This is a genomic window from Streptomyces sp. NPDC008125 (assembly GCF_042957125.1).
In the GTDB taxonomy this organism is placed as follows: Bacteria; Actinomycetota; Actinomycetes; order Streptomycetales; family Streptomycetaceae; genus Streptomyces.
On the sequence record NZ_JBIBHR010000004.1, the window covers coordinates 355,828 to 374,766 of the forward strand.

21 protein-coding genes are annotated in these 18,939 nt (G+C 63.7%); all 21 read right to left on the bottom strand.

The genetic code is table 11. From position 1 onward, the window contains the following. Window position 1: 1 nt before the first annotated feature. The 21 genes from ACFZAX_RS09355 to ACFZAX_RS09455 all read right to left on the bottom strand — a co-directional run bounded on the left by ACFZAX_RS09355 (window position 2) and on the right by ACFZAX_RS09455 (window position 18,901). On the bottom strand, window positions 2-2,431 hold the full coding sequence (locus ACFZAX_RS09355) for a phage/plasmid primase, P4 family (RefSeq protein WP_390960368.1): 2,430 nt from the start codon (window positions 2,429-2,431) through the stop codon (window positions 2-4). 50 nt (window positions 2,432-2,481) lie between these two features. Then, the gene (locus ACFZAX_RS09360; RefSeq protein WP_390960369.1) at window positions 2,482-2,829 is read right to left on the bottom strand and encodes an HNH endonuclease; all 348 of its coding nucleotides are present in this window, start codon (window positions 2,827-2,829) and stop codon (window positions 2,482-2,484) included. Beyond that, window positions 2,819-2,965, bottom strand: coding sequence for a hypothetical protein (locus ACFZAX_RS09365; protein ID WP_390960370.1), 147 nt, complete (start codon window positions 2,963-2,965; stop codon window positions 2,819-2,821). Before ACFZAX_RS09365 ends, ACFZAX_RS09360 begins: the two co-directional genes overlap by 11 nt. Window positions 2,966-3,226: 261 nt before the next feature. Further along, window positions 3,227-3,517: a hypothetical protein gene (locus ACFZAX_RS09370; protein ID WP_390960371.1), complete on the bottom strand. Its 291-nt coding sequence runs from the start codon at window positions 3,515-3,517 to the stop codon at window positions 3,227-3,229. A 184-nt stretch (window positions 3,518-3,701) separates the two neighbouring features. Next, window positions 3,702-4,424 (bottom strand): hypothetical protein, encoded by a 723-nt coding sequence (locus tag ACFZAX_RS09375; protein ID WP_390960372.1) that lies wholly within the window; start codon window positions 4,422-4,424, stop codon window positions 3,702-3,704. Window positions 4,425-4,822: 398 nt separating this feature from the next. Continuing rightward, window positions 4,823-5,704, bottom strand: coding sequence for a hypothetical protein (locus ACFZAX_RS09380; protein WP_390960373.1), 882 nt, complete (start codon window positions 5,702-5,704; stop codon window positions 4,823-4,825). Window positions 5,705-5,941: 237 nt separating this feature from the next. After that, window positions 5,942-7,150: a hypothetical protein gene (locus tag ACFZAX_RS09385; protein ID WP_390960374.1), complete on the bottom strand. Its 1,209-nt coding sequence runs from the start codon at window positions 7,148-7,150 to the stop codon at window positions 5,942-5,944. A gap of 376 nt (window positions 7,151-7,526) precedes the next feature. Continuing rightward, window positions 7,527-8,099 (bottom strand): hypothetical protein, encoded by a 573-nt coding sequence (locus ACFZAX_RS09390; RefSeq protein WP_390960375.1) that lies wholly within the window; start codon window positions 8,097-8,099, stop codon window positions 7,527-7,529. A 51-nt stretch (window positions 8,100-8,150) separates the two neighbouring features. Further along, window positions 8,151-8,333 carry a hypothetical protein gene (locus ACFZAX_RS09395; protein ID WP_390960376.1) on the bottom strand — a complete coding sequence of 61 codons (183 nt, stop codon included), beginning with the start codon at window positions 8,331-8,333 and terminating at the stop codon, window positions 8,151-8,153. A 5-nt stretch (window positions 8,334-8,338) separates the two neighbouring features. Beyond that, window positions 8,339-9,148, bottom strand: a complete 810-nt coding sequence (locus ACFZAX_RS09400; protein ID WP_390960377.1) for a peptidoglycan-binding protein — start codon at window positions 9,146-9,148, stop codon at window positions 8,339-8,341. Window positions 9,149-9,223: 75 nt separating this feature from the next. Continuing rightward, a complete protein-coding gene (locus ACFZAX_RS09405; protein WP_390960378.1) occupies window positions 9,224-10,948 on the bottom strand; it encodes a hypothetical protein in 1,725 nt (574 codons plus the stop codon). Further along, window positions 10,945-11,235, bottom strand: coding sequence for a hypothetical protein (locus tag ACFZAX_RS09410; protein ID WP_390960379.1), 291 nt, complete (start codon window positions 11,233-11,235; stop codon window positions 10,945-10,947). The genes ACFZAX_RS09405 and ACFZAX_RS09410 overlap by 4 nt, the downstream gene beginning before the upstream one ends. Window positions 11,236-11,238: 3 nt before the next feature. Continuing rightward, complete coding sequence (locus ACFZAX_RS09415; RefSeq protein WP_390960380.1) at window positions 11,239-12,036, bottom strand: hypothetical protein; 798 nt, start codon at window positions 12,034-12,036, stop codon at window positions 11,239-11,241. Further along, window positions 12,026-13,066: a hypothetical protein gene (locus ACFZAX_RS09420; RefSeq protein ID WP_390960381.1), complete on the bottom strand. Its 1,041-nt coding sequence runs from the start codon at window positions 13,064-13,066 to the stop codon at window positions 12,026-12,028. The genes ACFZAX_RS09415 and ACFZAX_RS09420 overlap by 11 nt, the downstream gene beginning before the upstream one ends. 40 nt (window positions 13,067-13,106) lie before the next feature. After that, window positions 13,107-13,736, bottom strand: a complete 630-nt coding sequence (locus tag ACFZAX_RS09425; RefSeq protein ID WP_390960382.1) for a phage distal tail protein — start codon at window positions 13,734-13,736, stop codon at window positions 13,107-13,109. Between the two features lie 240 nt (window positions 13,737-13,976). Next, complete coding sequence (locus tag ACFZAX_RS09430; RefSeq protein WP_390960383.1) at window positions 13,977-16,166, bottom strand: phage tail tape measure protein; 2,190 nt, start codon at window positions 16,164-16,166, stop codon at window positions 13,977-13,979. 204 nt (window positions 16,167-16,370) lie between these two features. Then, window positions 16,371-16,658 carry a hypothetical protein gene (locus ACFZAX_RS09435; RefSeq protein ID WP_390960384.1) on the bottom strand — a complete coding sequence of 96 codons (288 nt, stop codon included), beginning with the start codon at window positions 16,656-16,658 and terminating at the stop codon, window positions 16,371-16,373. Between the two features lies 1 nt (window position 16,659). Further along, window positions 16,660-17,091, bottom strand: coding sequence for a hypothetical protein (locus tag ACFZAX_RS09440; protein WP_390960385.1), 432 nt, complete (start codon window positions 17,089-17,091; stop codon window positions 16,660-16,662). Beyond that, the gene (locus ACFZAX_RS09445) at window positions 17,091-18,074 is read right to left on the bottom strand and encodes a phage tail tube protein (RefSeq protein ID WP_390960386.1); all 984 of its coding nucleotides are present in this window, start codon (window positions 18,072-18,074) and stop codon (window positions 17,091-17,093) included. The genes ACFZAX_RS09440 and ACFZAX_RS09445 overlap by 1 nt, the downstream gene beginning before the upstream one ends. An 11-nt stretch (window positions 18,075-18,085) precedes the next feature. Continuing rightward, window positions 18,086-18,523: a hypothetical protein gene (locus tag ACFZAX_RS09450; protein ID WP_390960387.1), complete on the bottom strand. Its 438-nt coding sequence runs from the start codon at window positions 18,521-18,523 to the stop codon at window positions 18,086-18,088. Window positions 18,524-18,532: 9 nt separating this feature from the next. Continuing rightward, entirely contained in the window at window positions 18,533-18,901 is a 369-nt protein-coding gene (locus ACFZAX_RS09455; protein ID WP_390960388.1) for a hypothetical protein, read from the bottom strand. Window positions 18,902-18,939 lie beyond the last annotated feature (38 nt).

Genomic DNA, 18,939 nt, shown 5'->3' on the forward strand with positions numbered 1-18,939 from the left:
CTTAGTCCTTCCGGAAGATGGCAGGGTTGGTATCAGCGGTGGCGGGGGCGTCAGCCGGACGGATGCCGACGAGTGAAATCCCCTTGTTCGTCTTCTTCTTCGTCACGTTGCGCTCTTCCATCGCCCCGTACAGCGCCTTGCGCGACCACACTTCGGACGGCTTCAACCCTTCCTCCGCACACCAATCCACGTACGTGGTGTACACGTCCGCGCCCGGCATCGTGCTGGACTCGTCTTCCACGAGCACCCCCGGGAAGAACCCTGCCAACGCGTCTGACGTGGCCCGGTACTCCCGTGTAGCCGCCGTGATGCTCTCCGGGTCGCGAAGGCCCTGGGCGTACCACTCAGCGGCACCCCGGACGGCCCATGCGATGATGCCCGCCGCTTCCGCGCGCAACTTTCTGTCAAGGTCGTAGTCGCGCTCGTGCGGCGCGAAATAGCGAGAGAAAGGAATGAGCTTCACGCGCCTCCACAAACCCTCATCCTGGGATTTGAAGCGTGGCTTGTGATTCGTCGCGAGAAGAATCAAAAAGGTCGGCGCGAAGGTGAAGAATTCCTGACGCAAAAAGCGCGCCGTCACCTTGTCCTTGCCGGTTACCCGCTTCAGTACCGCTTCGGACATAGGCTTTCCGGACTCGCCTTCGGACGCCATGACGAGACGTGAACCCCGCAGCGCTGCAAGGTCGTTGGGGATACCTCCGCCGTTCCCCTTGTCTTCGAAGGTGGCGAACGGTGTCGTCTGCGTGATGCGCCCGAAAACATCGGTCAGGGTTTCCGTGAAAACGGATTTTCCGTTGGCGCCCTTCCCCCACAAAACCGCAAAACACTGTTCGCTCGTGTTGCCGGTAATTCCGTACCCCACGAGCCGGCGGACGTAATCCACCAAGTCGGGGTTTCCGGGGAAGACCTCTGAGATGAACTGTTCCCAGCGCGGCGCCTGGGCGTCGGCGTCGTAGTCCACGGGCAGGGAGACGGTCAGCATGTCTTCCTTGTCGTGGGCGCGGAGCTGCTTCGTGCGAAGGTCCACCACGCCGTTCGCGAAGGACAGTAGGTGCGGCTTCGCGTCGAATTCCTCGGCGTCAACGTAGACGCTCGGAACGCTGCGCAGCTCTTCCAACAGATTGTTGATCTTGCTCGTGGATGTGAAGCCTCGCGACTCCTTCACGTACCCGGCGAGCACGAGCGCGGCGCCCATGGCGTGGATTTCCTGCCGCACCCGGATCGCGGACTTCACCCAGGTCACTCCGTCCCAGACGAAGAAGCCCAGCCCCGGAGCGTGCTTGATACGCCCGTCAGTCCACGCCACGAGTGCGTACGCGTTCATCGCGTCGGCGTCTTCGCCGTACGTCGCTGCGACTTCGCCCAGGATGCGCGCCGCTTCAAGTCCTTCGTCCACGGAAACCACGGCGGTACCCGTGCGCTGAGCTACCTCCGCCTTTCGGTGTGCCGCTTCGACCACCGCGCGATCACGCACCGGCCGAGCGCTCTTCACCGCGTCATGCAGCAGCGTCGGAAAGGCTTCGGGGTCGCGCGCCCGCCAGTCCGTGAGGTCATCGCCCAGCACGGGGATGCCCAGGGCGTACACGTCGATTCCGTGAGCGGCCAAACCTTCGGACAGACGCTGCGTGAACGAGTTCCCCGACGTGTCGTTGTCCCCAGCAACGATCACATGGAAGCCCCGCAGCCCTTCGGCCAACTCGGCTATAAGATCCGGGTTGTTGACGAGTGAGGCGCCCCGGATGGCGAGCGCGTCATAGCCCACGGAAAGCACTGTGAGCGCGTCCCCGGGGCCTTCGGTGACGATGATGGTTCCGTAACCCGACTCGCCCCGGAAGACGCCGTACGGAGCCCAGCGGAGCCCTTCCGGGTTGCTCAGGCTCAGCCACCGCCCCGGGCATCGTCCGCTCAGGTCGCGTCCCTGGGCGCCTCTGGTGACCCCGTCGAAGCCGTCGAGCGGGACGACCAGGCGCGGGAACCGCGCGAACGAGTTCGACACGAAGTCGGGGTGCGCGTCGGGGTCGCTTGCCGCACGGGCGTACCGGAGCCCCAGGCGCTCGCCCGTCTGACGATCGATGCCGAACCGGTCAACGGCGTAAGTGTCAGCGTCGTTCAGCGCCGCAAGGGGAAGCGCGTCCAGCCACATGCGTAGCCGCGTGACCGGCGCTCCGGACACAAGCTTGGGCTTCTCCTTCGGGACCGTCAGCCCTTCGCCGGTCGCGTCAAAGAGGTCTGCCCACGCGAGACCCGCAGCGCGAACCACGTTCCCCGTGTCGCAGCCCGCACGGCACGTCAGCCGAACTTTGTTGTCGTCCCCGCGCCAGATGCGCAGTGAGGGCCGCGAGTCGGCGTGCCCAGGACACACGGCCAGATAACCGCCGTCTGCCTCTTCGCTGACATGCTCGAACTTGCCCAGCAGGGTTGCGAACTCCACGAGGAATCCCCTTTCGTAGTGTCTCGTGGAGCCCTAAGGGAGTGAGATACCTAGAACGTCGTCGCCCAGGCGGCAAGCGTCTTCGCGCCCTTGCTGAGATTGCAGCCGGCGCACGCAGGAACGATGTTGTGGGCGGCGTCCGCCCCGCCCTTGCTCAGCGGGTGCACGTGGTCAAGGTGCGTGGCGCGAGCGTCGCAGTAGGCGCACCGGTGACCCCAGCGGCGCAGGATTTCCGTTCGGCTGTACGGCTCGTGGGCAACTCCGTAGTCCTGGGCGCGCTTTCGGTGCGTCAGGGTGTGCCGCTTGTCCGGGGGAAGCTTCCGGTAGTAGTTCTGTATGTGTCGTTTCCTGCGACGGTCCCGGCATGGCTTGCACGGGCACTTCGGCTCATGCCCCATGGCTCAACTCCCGGGCGAGTTCCTGGGCGCGTCGTATGGCGTCGGCGAAGTCCCAGAACTTGAGGGCGGGTTGGCGCGGGTCTGTGCTCAGCACCACCCAGACGCCCCGCTTGAGCACTCGCAGCCTGCTAGCCACGGCGCACCCACTGAACGTCAGCGCCACGGCCCACGGCGTGCCGGACAGCGTCCACGTACCGGCACCACTCAGCCCGTTCACGCATCGGCTCTTCGATCAGCAGCCGGTCACCCGTGCCCGCAAGTCGTACGTCACCCGGGGCCGGCGCGCGCCCAGGGGCAATGATCAGATTCCGCATGTGACCTCATCACGGTGATTAGGTGGAACGACAACAAGCCCCGGTACGAAGCTCGTTGCTCCGCCCGGGGCTGGGTTGTCTTGCTAGTTGCTCTCGTCTTGTTCGCCGGTCACGTTGCTCCGCAGCAGCCGTGCATGCGTGGTCGCCACGTGCTCCATCCGCAGACTCCGGCGGGGCACGTGCCCGCTGTCCATGCCGGTCGGCTCGACCTTGAGCATGGGGAAGAGCCGACCCCCCACACGGTCGAAGTAGATTTCGCGAATGATCGCGTCGGCCGCACGTACGCCGTTCTTCCGCCGTGAGGGGTAGTTGATGAGGTCACCCGTGTACAGCGCCTCACCCGCGTAGTCCGTGACCGTTCCTCGGTCTGCCACTATCGGTACTCCGGGTCAAAGTCATCGGCGGTCGGGACACCGAAGCGCACACGGCGCTCACGCAGTACGGCGCGCGCAGCCTCAGGGGGGAAATCCCAAAGCGGCGCCTTGACAGTCTCGTCATCGGTGTTCCGCAGCGCGCGCGACCAGTTGTACGGGGGACTCGCGTCAAGCTTCGCCACGATCAGAGCGCCTTGTACGCGCGGCCGATGAGGATGTTGGGCTTCGTGTAGCTCACGAGCTTGTTCCGCATCGGGCCCTTCGTGGGCGTGTACTCCACGTACTCAAGCTCAAGTTCGCCGGTCGCCGTGCCGCCCACGTCCTCAAGCGCGCCTTCGGACTCGTGGAGCACCTTGAAGAGCGTCCACGCGCCCGTCTGGAACGAGAAGAGACCAAGCTCCGGATCGTCCGCGAGACGGAACGTCACCTTGATAGACGGGTTCGGACCCTGATAATCCTTCGCAGCCTGACGGCGCTCCGCGAAGAGCACGGGGCAACCGCACGGAGTGCCGATGAGGCTTTCGTCTCGCGGGTGGCTCAGGAAGTTGTAGCCATCGCAGTGATGAACGAGCTTGCCGTTAATCCACTGCTTCATGTCCCAGTAAATGCCGTCCGGCTCGATGATCACCGGAATCTTCGTCGCGCTGGTGAACACGTCGATGAAGTTCTCAGACTGAGATTCCTCGTTCTCCACCGGAGTGCCGCCGAACAGTTCGGCCACCGCGTCGGCAACCACCTTGTCGCCGGTAGAGATGCGCCACTCAGACAGCGAAACGGGCTTCGGCTTCTTCGGGTCGCTCTCGTCCATGTAGCCGGAGTGCAGCCGGCCAACGGTGTCATCCGTGTAGACAACGCGTGCCTTCGGCTTGTTCTCTTCGTCCTGGGCCCAAATGCTCTGACGCGCCATGTAGGACAACTCCCTTTGTGCGGGCGCCCGATAGCCCTCATGTGTGAGGCTTTCCGGGCAACCGGTGTGCTCTGCCAAGAAGGGGTAAGGGAGTGAGATACCTGGGAACGCGAAAGCCCCCCAGTGCCCGGGAAAGGCACTGAGGGGCAGACGATGAAGAGTCGGTCAGTCTGCTGGGGTGTCGCCCAGCACAGCGGCAAAATCGTTCCGTTCCGCGCGTCGGCGCTGGATAATGCGCTTTCCCCGCTCGACCGCGAAGGCTGGTGAGAGCATCCCGACGTACACGCGGTGCTCATCGAGCATCACGGAACCCACGACCCTTTTCTGTCGGAGCTGCACACGCAATTCGTTGTCACTGAGTGGCCATTGCCCCCGCTTCACACGCCAGAACTCCGCCACTATCGCGCCCTTCGCTGGGTGCCGGTCACGAGCCGCGTACGCTTCTTCCGCGCAATCGGCTTCAGGATCACCTTCCGGGACAGTTCCCGGTCCCACTCGAAAGTTCCTCGCAGCCTGAGGAACTGGGCGAAGACTTCGTCATCCGTGACGACCGGCTTGAACGCCCAGTCCTCATCCGTTATGTGCAGCACCGCCGCGCCGTCGAACTGGGGCATCGGCTCTCGGTTGCCGTCCGCATCAAGGACGTAGTCAGCGCGCTGGTACGCGGCGAGCTGTAGCGCCACGTCTGGATAGGTGGACTTGCCGGTTTTCCAGTCGCCCATGATCAGGTGCCGGGTGCCGGACCGGTCGGGGGTCGGGGTGCCGCTCTCATCAAGCCACACGTACAGCCACACGTCGAAGGAGCCGGCGTACTGGTAGGTGTCCGACCACGCCACATCCTCAGCGCGGACGAATTCCGGGTTGACGGCTTCGAGGAACTGGGCGAAGTGCTCGCGGTACGGCTCCATGTCGGAGGAAACGCGCACCCGGAACTGTCCGTCCGCCCGCCGGTCGGACAGCCCACCTTCACCCCGGATCATGCGCTCGAACATGTCGTGGGCTTCGGAGCCGATGTCAGCCCGGATCTTGGTGTACCTGCGGGCGGCACCCTTCAGGTAGTCAACGGCGCTGTCTCGTCCGCCCCGGTCAGCCATGTCCCGGACGAAGTCGATGCTGTCGAGCGCGAGTTCAGCGGTTAGCTTCGCCTGCCACGGCGCTAGGAAGTTCTGCTTCGCGAGCTGACCCAGGATAGATGTCACGCCCGGGTATACGCGCTCTCGGTCGGTCGGGTGGACGTAGAGGCGGTTCCCGCCACGGAAAACTGTCTGGACCTTCGGCAAGGTCTCTCCCTCCGTAGATGCTTCTACGGGTTACGAAGGGAGTCAGATACCAGCGGTGGGACGAGTGACGCAGGTGACGCAGTGAAGGCGCTCCGGGATTAAGGCTTGTAGGTGTTGGTGTAATTCTGAAAAATCAAGCACTCCGTCACTCCGTCACTCGCTCCGCTGAGCAGAGACACGACGGAGCCCCGACCCTGTGTGACTGGCCGGGGCTCCGCCAAAGACGAGCTGGGCGCGCTACTTGCCGCTGCCGTCACCCTCGGTGTCTTCCGGAACCAGCGCGCTGTAGTCGAGTCCGAAGGTGTCCACCACTTCGCGAATCAGGGTGTACAGCTCCGCCTTCGTCTTGCGCTTCTGGGCGGCAGTCAGCTTCTTCTGACGCTTGCCGGCCGTTTCGAACATCTTCCGGACCTTCGCCACGGTTTCCACGGTGCGCTGGGCATCCGTCTTCTCGTCGCCCTCGCCCAGCTTGGCCACCGCGTCGGGCGGAAGGTCAGCGAGAAGATCGTTGATCTCTGCCTGAACCGCTTCGGCCTTCGCCGTGTTGCCCGCGTCTTGGTGCCCTTCGAGCTGCTTCCGCGCCTTTTCGATCTTCGCCACGCGTCGATTCACGCGCATAGCTTCGGTGCGCCCCCGAAGAGGTAGCGTGATGTTCTTGCTCGCGTAGAGCGCCCGGATAGCCTCTTCAGCGGTCATCGGTTCAGGGACGTTCTCGCCGTCAACATCAGGATCGGATAGCTTCGCGTCCCGCTCCGCGTCGCTCTTCTTCAGGATCTCCACGGCGCCCGGAAGCAGCTCGCCGAGCATCCCCACCGACTTCTCGTCGTCTCGGTCGTAGCCCCGTAGCCACGTCACGAGTACGTCACTCGCCTTGTTGTGTGTGGCGGTCTGGAGTGCTGCGAGCGCATCCCTCAAGGGAATGTTGTCCTCTTCGACTCCCGCGAGCGCATCACTGTAAACCCTGCCCGCTGCCGAACGTGCAGCCTTCGTGCGCCACGTGAGGTCAGGCAGACCGGTTTCCGGGTCAATGATGTTCTGACGGATCGTCAGAAGAACGTTCGCGACCAACCCCCCAGCGTTCTGAACCTCAAGCCCAGCCGAAGCCCCTTCCCGCATCTTCTGTGCGCCGGCGGCAATGAGCTGGGGGACGTTGTCCCACGTCATCGGGTCATCGGTGTTTTTGGCGACTTCGGTAGACGGCGTCGGTGCAGCCGTGGGCTTCGCCTTCGCCTGGGCGGGTGGCTTCTGTGCGGACCGAACCGCGTTCCTCAGGGCCGTGCGCTTCCCTGCCGGAAGCTTGACGATATTCGCCTCAGCTTGCTTGGCGAACACCGTAGCGAGTTGGGCATCCCCCTTCTCGACTGCTGCCTTGATCGCGTCAATGGACTCGTGGACCTGAGAGGTCAACGCATCAACGTCAACATCCGGCTTCGGCTTGGCGGGCATGTCGCCTCTTTCGTCGGTAGCGGTACTAGCGGGGATCGTAGCATCGGGCATCACTTCAAGCCGGGGCTTCAGCAAGCACGTGCGGCACGTGACCGGCGCATCCGTGTACTCAAACTGAACGTCCGGCCCCCATGACGGGCTGGGAAACAGCGGGAAGGGTGCGGTGCTCGCAGCGTCGCCCAGGTGAACCGCGCCCCCGCCGATGCTGACCACGTTCCGCGTACCCATGTTCCCGCCCCTTCGTTGCCGTGTGGTCCGATGACGGTAACGTGATTACCTACGGATGTGCAACCTAATCACGGTGATTACGTCGCGCGCCGGAACGCGAAAAGCCCCGCACCGACCGGCCCGAAGGTCAGTCGATGCGGGGCTATGTTCAGCTCGGGGGGAGTAGCAGGCTGTCAACGATCGCGTTCAGGTCTTCCAGCGACCCAGTGTTGCCGATGGTGAGGTCAGTTGCCCAACTGTCTAGCTCTGTCTCGCTCTCGTGCCTGCCCGCGTCACCGGAGAGACCGGCACCCGGACGGGTTACCCGGATGAGTGAGAAGCCGTTGTCCAGCAGCCACCGCGCCTCATTTGCGTACCGCACATCCGAGACGACCACAGGTAGACCCAGCTCGTGGGCCGCGCTGATCGCGGGGCGTGCCGCCCTCACCCAGAATTCGGGGTCAGTGTCGCGAACGGTTTGCCCCACGGTCTGAAGGATGCGGCGAACCTCTGGGTACGTCGTCTTCGCGTAGTCCCAGCCCACCGCGCGAACGAGGGTGGACAGCCGCGTGTGTACGCCATACGACGTGGGGATGAGCGGGTCAGTGCGAAGCGCGGCGGCGCGTACCCGGTCCGCGAAGGCCACCCGCTGATAGCCGTACCGCTGGTGAAGTCGCCCCGCTACGGAGTCCTTCCCCGCCTGGGCGTGCCCGATGAGCCCAATGTTCTTGTAATAGGCCATAGCCTGACTCCCTCCCTTGATGTTTCCACCCCAAGGAAGGGAGTCAGATACCTAGCCGCCCAGCACCGCACGCGCCACGGACACCACCACCGCACCGGGGAAGTCAGGCTTCACGGCCGAAACGGCGCTTACCGCACCGACCACGAAGGACAGCATGACGCGCTTGTGCCCCAATACCCAGGCGAGAGCCGCCCGGACCTTTGCGCGCGCCGGCTTACTGTGCTCGCCCACCATGCCCCCTAGACCTTCGGAACCTTCAGCGCGTCCCACGTCGCCTTACCGGGCCAACCGTCAGCGTCGGCGCCCTTGAACCCCTGCTTCTTCTGCCACTTCGCGTACGACGCCTTGTCGGCATCCGTCCACTGAGCGCCCGGACCCGACTTGTACGCGCTGCACTTCTCGGCAACGAGTCGCTTACCCATGGCCGTGATGATGGCGCTCTTCGGCTTGCCCTTGAAGTACGCGGCACCCGGGAACGGCTCAAGCTTGGTGGCGACCGGTGCCGTGACCGGCTCCGCGATCTTTGCGGAAGCAGCCACCTTGTACCCGAACTTCGCCGCGCCAGGGTCGGCCGAAAGACCACCGCTCAGCGCCGGGTAGCCGTAGCCGTACGTGTACGCGTCACGCCGTGCGCGCTTCTTTGCGTACACGCCATCGCCTTCGGCGCTCCCGTTGTCGTTCGTGTTCCCCTCGTACGTGTAGATGTAATCCGCGTCGTACGCGTACACGAGACCCGTGTGGGTGCCACCGCCGGCCCCGTAAAAGACCTGGGCACCAACAGCCGGGTACGCACTGAACCGCCCCTTGCCCTTGAACCACGCCACACCCGCAGCACACGACGCGGTACGCGGGAAGAGGTCGGCCGCACCCGCCTTGAGGGCAACCCAGCTCACGAACGTTGCGCACCACGCCTGATAGTCGGCCCACGCAAGGCCCGGAACCTCAGCGGCGTACTTCTCCTTGTTGTTCCAGTGCCCGTCAGTCTTCCCTTCGTGGTAGCCGACTTCGGCCTTAGCGACCGAACCGAGCTGGGTGAGAATGTCAGTCATGCGCGATGCTCCAAATCTGTGCAGCAAAAAGCCCCTCAGCGGAGAGCGAAGGGGCGGGCAACCTAATCACCGTGATTAGGCAAGGGCCATGATCGGGATGTCGTGGTCGGCGAGTGCGGCGCTGTTGGTCTGGCTTACCGTGGTCGGCAACGTCGTCTGGCCGTCGAGATACCACGCACGCGCGAACGGAGTTCCCGGCATCCAGAAGTTCGCCGTGCTCACCGGTGATTCGTTCTGGACGTGGAAGAAGCCGAAGTCGGCAGTGCCGCCCACGGTCTGGAGCCACGCCACCCAGTACCGCCCAGGCTGAAGCGTGGTCGAAGTGAGCGCGATCGAGACGGCGCCAATATGGTTCGACACCATCGCAGGAAGGGAACCGGTTTCCTGCCCCGCCATCGTCAGCGCTACCGCCGAGGAAGCGACGACGCGCGTACCGGACGCGTTGTAAATGCCCGCCATCCAGCGATCGGCGGTCACCCCGCCGTACCCGCGCGCGAACATCACGGCCTTCGTGACCGTGGTCGGCTCCGTGATGTTGAAGCCGGTCAGGAACAAGCGGCCCGTCTTCAGATACTTCGCTACCGGGTTCGCCACCGTGTACGGGTCGCACGACCAAGCCTGAAAGCCCAGCGCCTGGGGAGTCCACGAGTTCTTGGCTACCGCCGTGGGCACCCGCGAGATAGGCAGGCGCGATGCGGAATCAAGCTCCGCGACTCCCGACGCGGCGCCCCTGGTGGTCGCGGCGAGCGCCCCCACGTCCGCAGCCCCTAGGGTCACGTCCCCCGTCTTCGAGTTGACCGAGGAAACGGCGCCCGTTCCCCCAGTGCCAACCGTCACGGTAGTGCCGTCGCTCTGAAGTACCTTCAGCTTCCCGGCGTCCGCGTAGGCGACAACACCGTTAGTCGGCACGGTAGTTGGGACCACCGCAGCGTTCATCATGCCGAGAACGTACGTGCCCCCGCCGAACGGGGCGCTTCCTGTACCGATACCCACGTTGTAGAGACTGTTCAGCAGCGAGTTCGAGTAAATGGACCCGTTCGCGCGGATCAAGAACCGGTTCGAATCGGTGCCGTTACCGAAGATGGTCAGCGGGTCCGACGTGCCGTCGCCCCGGACTACAGCAGCGGCGCCCAGTGCGGTTCCCACGGCAGGGACAGCCCCCACGGTGCCGGGCGTCAGCGCGACATTGCCGCTTGCGTCCGGGGCAACCGCGTTCACGGAGTTGACCGTGCCGGACCCTGACGGGCCGGTGTCCCCCTTCGGTCCCTGAGGGCCCGTCGCGCCCGTCGCGCCCGTGGCACCCTTAGCACCCGTCGCACCCTGAGGGCCCTTGAGCGAGGCAAGCCACTCGTCCTCAGTGCCGGTGAAGCCCTCACCCTGGGCAACCTCGTACGCGGACGGGCCCGGAACCGCCACGTAGTTCGGGCTGGACGGGTCAGCCGGCGCAACGTCGGCAAGGTCCACCACGTTGTTCAACGTGTCCTTCGGCAGCACCATGGAATAGGTGCGCGCTCCGACAACGCCGGTCAGATTCTCCTTCACCGTGTACGTCCAGCCGGAAGGGTTCATGTTCGGCGCGTCAGTCGCGGGGAGTCGAACCCCGATGTTGCCGTCCGCGTCCACGAGCTGGCCCGTGTCGTCCAGCGATACCGCGACCGGACCGGCGATGAAGAGATTCGACTCCGAGAACGTCAGCAGTGAGGGACCGGTGAACGTCACCGTTCCCTTCAGCGCTCGCCCGTCCGGGCCGCAGTATGTAGCGGTTACCCGCACGGTGGGTATCGCGCTGGGAATGCTCATTCGCCCCCGCCTATCAGGTTGTCAATGTGCGTGCGAAGCTCTCGGTTCTCGATACGAAGTTCGGCCACTTCGACACGCAGCGCTTCGTTCTCAACTCGCAGCGCGCGTACTTCGCCGACGAGTTCTGTCACTTTCTTTTCGAGTGCGTCAGCGCGGGCGGTCTGTGACTCCGCCACGTCTCGCCATGCGTCCCGCGCGCCCGTCCGAACCTGCCGGTAGATCAGCAGCAGAAAGAGCGCGGCGCCCCCGACGATTTCGGAGGCATTTACCACTCCGGAAAAGTCCATGCGCTACCCAATCCACGGATCGTTGATGTTGCCGGGGCTGCCGCCGGTCGCCCCCGACATGGATGTCCAGCCCCAGCCTTCGGGAGTGGCTTCCGGGATGGCGTCCGCCGGAAGCCCAACGCAGTAATGGAAGTTGGAAATGCAGTACGTTCCGTCGTCGTCACCCGGAACGGCCCGACGCTGCCAACCCCAACCGCTCGTGGACTTGTAAATCAGTTGCCACCACGTCTCACCGTTGAAGGTCCCCGACATACCGGTAATGCCATCGTCGGTAGTCGCGTTCTTCTTCATGGGTGCGGCGAAGTAAGTGAGCTGGGACGTATCCGGGCCGGCGAGGTACCTGTGTTGCAGCTCGATTGTGTAGACAGAGGCGCCGTCTTCGTAGTCCCAGCCGTACGGGATGCCGTGCACCCAGCGCATGACGAAGGTGTCCACAGACCGCGTCGAATCGCCGTGAAGCAGCACCGACGTTGACGCGCTGACGCATTCCTTGACGTTGTTGCCGGTGTGCTTGAACGCAGCAAGGCGCACTTCGGCTTCGCGCTTGCCCTTGATGATCTGATCGGTAATGAACTTCAGCTCGACCCGGTCGTACACGAGCCCCGTTACGTTGGCGATGCCGACCGATGACCAGATGTTTCCGGAGACCTTCCCGCGCGGGACTGCCGCCCAATCGTTGGTCGGGTATCTGTCGAATTTCGCGAGGACTTCCGGCTTTCGCTCGACAGCGGCAAGCCGTTTCTTCAAGTCGTTCAGCTCGTTTACGAGCGAAGGGCTCAGCGCATTCGCGTTAATCGCCACTGGCGAACAACTCCTCATTGGCGAGAGATAGCGACGTGACCTCAGTACCGTTCACGTCCACGTCTGTTCGCCGCTCCGTAACCACGAAGTCGTCAAGAACCGCGACGTACCCGGAATCAATCTGAACCGCTCCGGAGTCCCCGGGCGTGAAGGCGGTTGGTGATAGGTCGCTGGGATACAGGGTGAGCGTCGGGATAGCTACCGGGGCACGCCCAGCGGCGGCAATGGCATGCGCCTTTTCAAGCAGGGACGTAGTGGACTTCACGTCACTGAAAGTCGAGACAACGTGCTTCGTTGGCATGCTCAAGGTGTTGTCCGCGATACCAACGAGCTTCGTCCCGTTGCCGTTGTCAGCGCCTACCGCGTACACCCGCGTTGCCATGGCCGCAGAGTCATAGCTGACCTGGGTCACGTCGCAGTTCACGCCGTGTGTCAGCACGAACGGGAATGAGCTTCCGCCGAACCCCGACTTCAGCGCGCGGTTACCGACACGCGTTGCGCTCCGCCAGTAGGTCTCATACCGGAAGTTGAAGCCGCCGTCTTCTTCGGCAAGTTCCGATATCGCGTCGGCAACAACCTTCAGTTCGTACTGAGTCCATGTGCGCGCTCGAACTCTGCCGGTCGTGGTGAGCTTGGACGTGTCGGTGTCGATCCCGCCGTCTTTGTTGCACAGGGCGAACCAGTCGGACAGCAAGAGAGCTTGGTCAGCCGTCCGGTTGTAGCCGTCGTGCAGCACGCGGCCGGCGTAGTAGCTGTGCCACCCCGAAGCACTCAGCGCGAGCGTCCCGGCGGCAAGGTCAGCGGTAGCAGTCCAGACGGGTCCGCCCCACACCGGTTGACCATCGCGTGTGACCACGAGTCCGGAACTCCCGGGTTGGAGCGTCGCCGGGTCCGCAGCATCGAGCGGCATACCGACCGCGCACGTTCCCGCGCCGTTCAGCGTGTCCGCGTAGCTAATCCCCGTGACTGGCAGCGAGTTGACCACGTTGCCGGATTTCATATCGACTTGCAGCACTTCAAAAACTGGCATCGAGACTCACCCCTCTTCCTATGCGAAGGGAGTGAGATACCTAGACCCATCGATCAACCCACGAGACAACCGCCGTCGCCTGGGTCGCCGCGTCGGTGCTCAGCAGCCGCAACCGATGCTCACCCGGGGCGAACTCCGGCCACGTCGAACCTGCCGTGATGAGCCCCGCGATGGAAGCACCCGACCCGTCTGTCACCGCCTGGGCGGCACTGTCAATCAGCACCGTGCCCGTGTACTTGACGCCGAAGAACTCGCCCGTGGTGTCATCCGTCAGCGTGGGCGAGACCGCCCCGTGAATCTCCACGGTCGGCCGCGCGTTAAAACTCCCGTACTGCGTGAAGCGCGCAACCGGGGTCGCCCCCGCAAGGGCACTTCGCACGGGAACCGCCCGGGGCTCATCCCCGAAGATGTATGGGGAAGTGGCGTACAGCTCAACCACCATCGTGCACGTGAGGTAGGCAAAGCTCAGGTCCAGCGGAGCGCTGCGCCGCCGTACGCGGACCGTCGTGTAAGCCGTCTGATCCCCCGCCACGCCCGGGAACCGGAAGCGGAGAGGGAGTTCATCAGTGCACGGCTGAAAAGCCGCCTGAGCAGCGTTCAGGGCTTCGGTGAACTCTTCCCGCGTGGACCCGTAAATCTCCAGAGTGAGCGTCGTCGTCCGCCCGTTCATGTAGTCGCGCCCAGGCCAAAGCCCATGACGCTGCACAAGGGTGAGATCCGACGTGCGAACCTCAGGGGCGGACAGCAGCCCATCAACCCCAACTATCGAGATAGGGGAGTCCGGTTCACCCATGACTAGCCCGCGAAACTCGCATGTCCAGTCGCCTAGCTCCGCCACTGGTCTACCTCCCTCATGGCGAAGCCCCCCAGCGGTGAGGCTGAGGGGCTGCACCTAATACCGTGATTACGTCTACGCCGGACCCGTGCGGAGCGCCCAGGCCACTTCACGGCCAATCGCGAACGGGTCAGCGTTCGACTGGACGTTGACCGTTACGCCCCCGCCGGAGCCAAGTCGATGGTTCGGAACGACCGTTGACCCGTTGGGCAAGATGACTTCCTCCGGCCCCCGCTCGCCGACCCGCACCCGTCCGCCGGCCGGACCGCCCATCGCGCGCACCTTCGGAATGGGGTTATCCGGCAGGTCGATGCTCAGAGGGCCCATGCCCAACTTGTTCGGGATTGCCCAGTTGAGTAGATCCACCACGTTGTTTACGGCGCCCTTTACGGCGCGCGTCACCGTGGCACCCAGCGAGGATGCGAAGCCGCCCAGCTTTGAGAGCCCAGTGCTCAGCCCGTTGACCATCATTCCGCCGAGACCCTTTGCGGCGCTCAGCATGCGCGAGTTGAGTGACGTGATCTTGCTGGGCAGGCTGGTAAAAAACGAGACAACCGAGTTGACCGCGTTGCTTGCCAGATTCTTGACAGACGTGAACGCGCGCTGAGTCCCCGACACCATCGTGTCCCAGTGCTTTATCAGCAGCCCGGGGCCCGTGAAGTTCAGGAACAGATTCACGAGCCAAGAGAAGATCTTCTTGACCCAGTCCCAGATGAACTGGAACACGGCAATCGTCTTCTCGCGGATGGTGTCCCAGTTCAAGACGATGATGGCGACCAGGGCGACGATCGCGGCAATCACGAGCGCAATCGGGCCCATGGCAATCAGCCACGCAGCCGCCATCCGTGCCGCCTGAATCATCGACTGAACGCCCATGAGAACCCACTGAGCCACGACCACGGCGCCGGACGCTATCGCGCGCGCAGCCATCGCCACCCAGCCCGCGACCGTGGACCACGAGGAAGCGACCTGGGTAGCCGCTGAGGTGGCCGACGCAGCCGCCGTCGTAACCCAACCGGTGACCACCGCCGCAGCCGTGACCGCTTGCTGTACGCCCCAGGCGATGAGCGCGGGAAGCAGCGTGAGGAGAATGAGCCCCGCCACCATCGCGAATACCGTACTGTGCTCGCTGATAAAACCCGCCGTCGCGGAGAACGATGTACCAACCCAGCTCAGCTTGTCGGCGAGCTGCTCGACAACGGGAATAGCCGTGCCGCCCAGGAAGTTCACGACCCCCTGTTGCAGCCCGCGCGTGAATTCCTTCACCTTGTTTACGGCGTTGTCATGCATGGTGGCGCCCGCCGACTTCGCGGCGCCGTCAATCTTTCCCAGCGACGCAACGGCAGAAGACGGGTCAAGCGCGAAAAGCGAAGTCTGAAGGTCCTCAGCCTGGGTCCCGAAAAGCGAGACAGCAAGCGCCGATTGCTTCGCAGGGTCCTTTACCGCGCGGAGCTTATCCAAAGTCTGGTCAAGCGCCTTTGCGGCAGCCGGACCGCCCTGGGCAATCGCCTTCGTCATGTCCTTACCGGACAGGCCAATAGCCTTATAGCTCTCGTTTACCTGATCTCCGCCGGCCCGGACGATAAGGCCGAATTCCTTCAGGGAGTCGGCCACCAAGTCGGCGTCTCGCGCACCGCCCTTGAGCCCCTGGGACAGCAGCCCCATTGCCGTCTTACCGTCGAGCCCCAGCCCCTTGAACTGGACACCGTATTCATTGAAGGTGTCCAACAAGTCCTCAGCCTTATTGGCACCTTCCTGAGTACCCTTGACGATAATGTCGAAAGCCTCAGAGGCATTCTTTGCAAGGCCCGTCTTCAGCATCTGTCCGACCGCATTTGAAACCGGTCCGACTTCGTCGCCCAGGACGTTCGCCACGTCCATAGCGCTCTCGCTGATCTTCGACATTTCGTCGGCCGTCGCACCGGCGGGTATAAGCCCTTGCTGCCAAAGGTTCTTAAGAGCCTCATTGGCGTCCGCCACGGACTCGCCATAGCCGTCCGCGTACACGGCCCCAGCCGCTTCGCCCAGCCGCTTCGCCTCAGCGGGCGTGGCACCGAGCTGCGCCGCGAGAAGGTCACTGTCAGCTTCCTGCGACAGAGCTTCCATGATTCCCGCGCCGATGCCGACCGCGATAGCCCCGCCCGCCACGAGCGCCAGGCCCTTCGCGTGCTCACCAAAAGCGCTGACCTCATCCGACGCTTCATCAAGCGTTCTGGACAACTGTTCAGCGTCGCCCATAATCGTGATCTGAATGGGCTTAGCCACGACGCACCCCTTAAGTCATTACCGGCGTGCGTCGCTCTCCACTACCGCTTGCCGTGCCGCGTCCAGCCCGCTTTGCCGCGTGCTTTTCCGCATCAACGTCTTGCACCATCTGATTTACCAACGCGTTGAAATCGCGCAGCTCCATACCGCGCACGTCCGACCATGTGAGGCCCCGGAAGTGCCCTATGAGCCGCGCGCACGCGATTACGCGTTGGTCGCGGTAGGGTCCGCCTTCGACTTCCCCGCGAAATTGATCTGAAGGTTGTCCGCGTCCGCGATGGTGAAATCGGAGTTCTTCCGCTTCATCACGACATAGGCAATTGCCTTAAGCATCGGACCGCGCTTAGCGCCCGGCTTGTTCAGTGAGTCGAGCGGCTGACCGGTGATATCTTCGATGGCGCAAATCTCGCCGATGGTCAGCGAATCAAGCTTGAGGTCAAGAACATCCGGCATAACGGTGGACGCGACCTTGACAGGCTTCTTGGCGGGCATATCAACTCTCCAGGAAATCGCGCACCACGGCGTCTATTCGGCGCTCATAGGTCGCGGCGACCTGGGCGCTCTTACGGGCCATGGCACGGAATAGGAATCGGTTCGCGCGGATATTCCGCTTGCGGTAACCGAAATGAATGGCAGCGGCGTACGGCACTCTCGACGCACTACCGGCCTTAATGACAGCGCCCTTTGCGGACGCCACAACCTTGATGGACTTGTCCAGCCGGCCCGGACGGTAAGCCTTGCTCGACTTCGCGTCGCGCTTACCGTCCGGACTCTCATGCACAGCCTGAGGAAGCAGCACTTCGCCGCTCGCCTTGTTCGCTGCACGGACAGCCTTGTTGAGTTCCTTGTTCTTCAGCGTGCGTACGCCCCGCTGGAACTCTCGAAGCCCCTCAACCTCAATCGTGTACGCGGAGCGCTGAGCCACTACGGCGCCACGGAGGTACCCGGCTCGACATACGTCACCGTGATAGCGGCGTCACCATCGCCGGGATCGAGCACACGGAAGGGAAGGTTATGCGTGGTGACTTCGTCCGTCGCAGCCTCAGGAGACTCGCCCGTGAACTGGATCGCCGGAGCCTCTACGGTCAGCGAAGTGCCGGGCAGGATGCCGACGAAGGACACCTTCACAGCGCAGACCTCACCCGCGATGAACGCCTCATACAGCCCCAGGGACGCCGCGTTGAACTCCCCTTCGACCGTGCCCTCATACGTCGGGACAGCGTTACGAACAGGCTTCTTCTTCAGCGCGTCGCCCCGCAGGAACCGACGATCCGTCTTCATGCCCAGGTCGCCGGTCAGCTCGACCGACGTTGCGTCAAACTCGACCGCAGCCCCCGCGCGGGACAGCTCCACGGTCGTGCGCGTCCAGTCGTACGGGTACGCCTCAGCGGGGTATGTCGGTGCGACGATCTGCCCGGGGGTGCTGGTGTGCGCCACGTCCTGAAAGTCGAAGCTGACGGACAGCTTGACGTTCTCTTCCACTTCGGCGGACAGCGTCCACTCAGTGGCGACACACCCAACGTGCTTGTACGCGACTCGTGTTCCGTCCGTTCCGGGGCGAACCATCTGCGCCGAGAACGACGGCGCCTGAGACACGTCGGAAGTCTTCAGAACGGTCGTCTTGACACCGCCCGTGTCCGTGACGGTCGCCGTGTCGAACGCAGACGTGAGTAGAGAGCCGGCGCCCGCGTCGAGAAGATCGCATTCAAGCTCACCTTCTCCGCCCATGTTGACCACGTTCCGGCGGTCAGCACGCGCCGTCTGCATCCCCGCACGAAAGCCGACGCTCTCAATAAACTCGCGCGAAGTCTTCCAAGAGTCAGCCTGCCCTTCGTAGCCCTCAACCACCGCAGACAGTGCACCGTAAGAATCCTCGCGGCCAATGCCGATACTCGCGTCAAGCGCCATGGTGCGCCCCCTTACTGATAGACGCGTCCACGAACCCGGACGCGAAGGGTTAGCGCACTGAAGGCGCCGTCAGTTGTCTCGGTGGACTCCACGCTTGCCGACTCCGGGCGGACATCGAGCAGCCCAGGAACGGCGGCAAGGTTGGAGTTCAACGCACCGCACGCTGTCTTCACGTAGTCGCGAAGCTCGTACGCGGCGCGCTCAGAGTTGATTGGGCTACCGGCCGCGATCACCACGGCGTGTACCTCTACGTAGCCGGTGAGGTTCGTGGGCTTGGCCCCCGCCCGCATCGCGACCGGCGTAAGGTCATCGTCCGTGGTCGCGCCAAGCCAAAGTTGCTTGCGCCGGCCGGTATCGCCCGTCTCCGCGAAGGTGACCTGAACACCCGCCGGGACTGCTGCCCGGATGGCTTCGTACAGCGCCACCTTCGCCTCAAAGATCAAAGCCACGAGCGCCCCCTACATGAAGATGAACGGCAGACGAACCCGGTACAGGTTCAGTCGTGCGTTCACCTCGGGGAGTGAAGTAGGGCGCCACGTCCCGCCCGCCTGGGCAAGCTGAATGGACCCGAACTCGCTCTGAAGCTGAAGCGCGCGATCCGGAATCCGAGACACGTGATCGAGCACGTATTGCCGCGCAAGGGTGCGCACGCACCATCGGATCGTTTCCGGCGTGGGGGACTCCACGCTGTCCCACTTGCGTCCGCAGTAAACCTCAACCGTTTCAACAGCGAAGTCCACGGCTTCCGATAGAAGCTCATCCGGGAACAAGCCCGCATCGTCCAGCCCGTCAAGCGAGCGGATTTCGTCAAGGGTCGCGTACGCCACCCGGCCCCCTCTCAGGGAGGGCGGACCTAATCACCGTG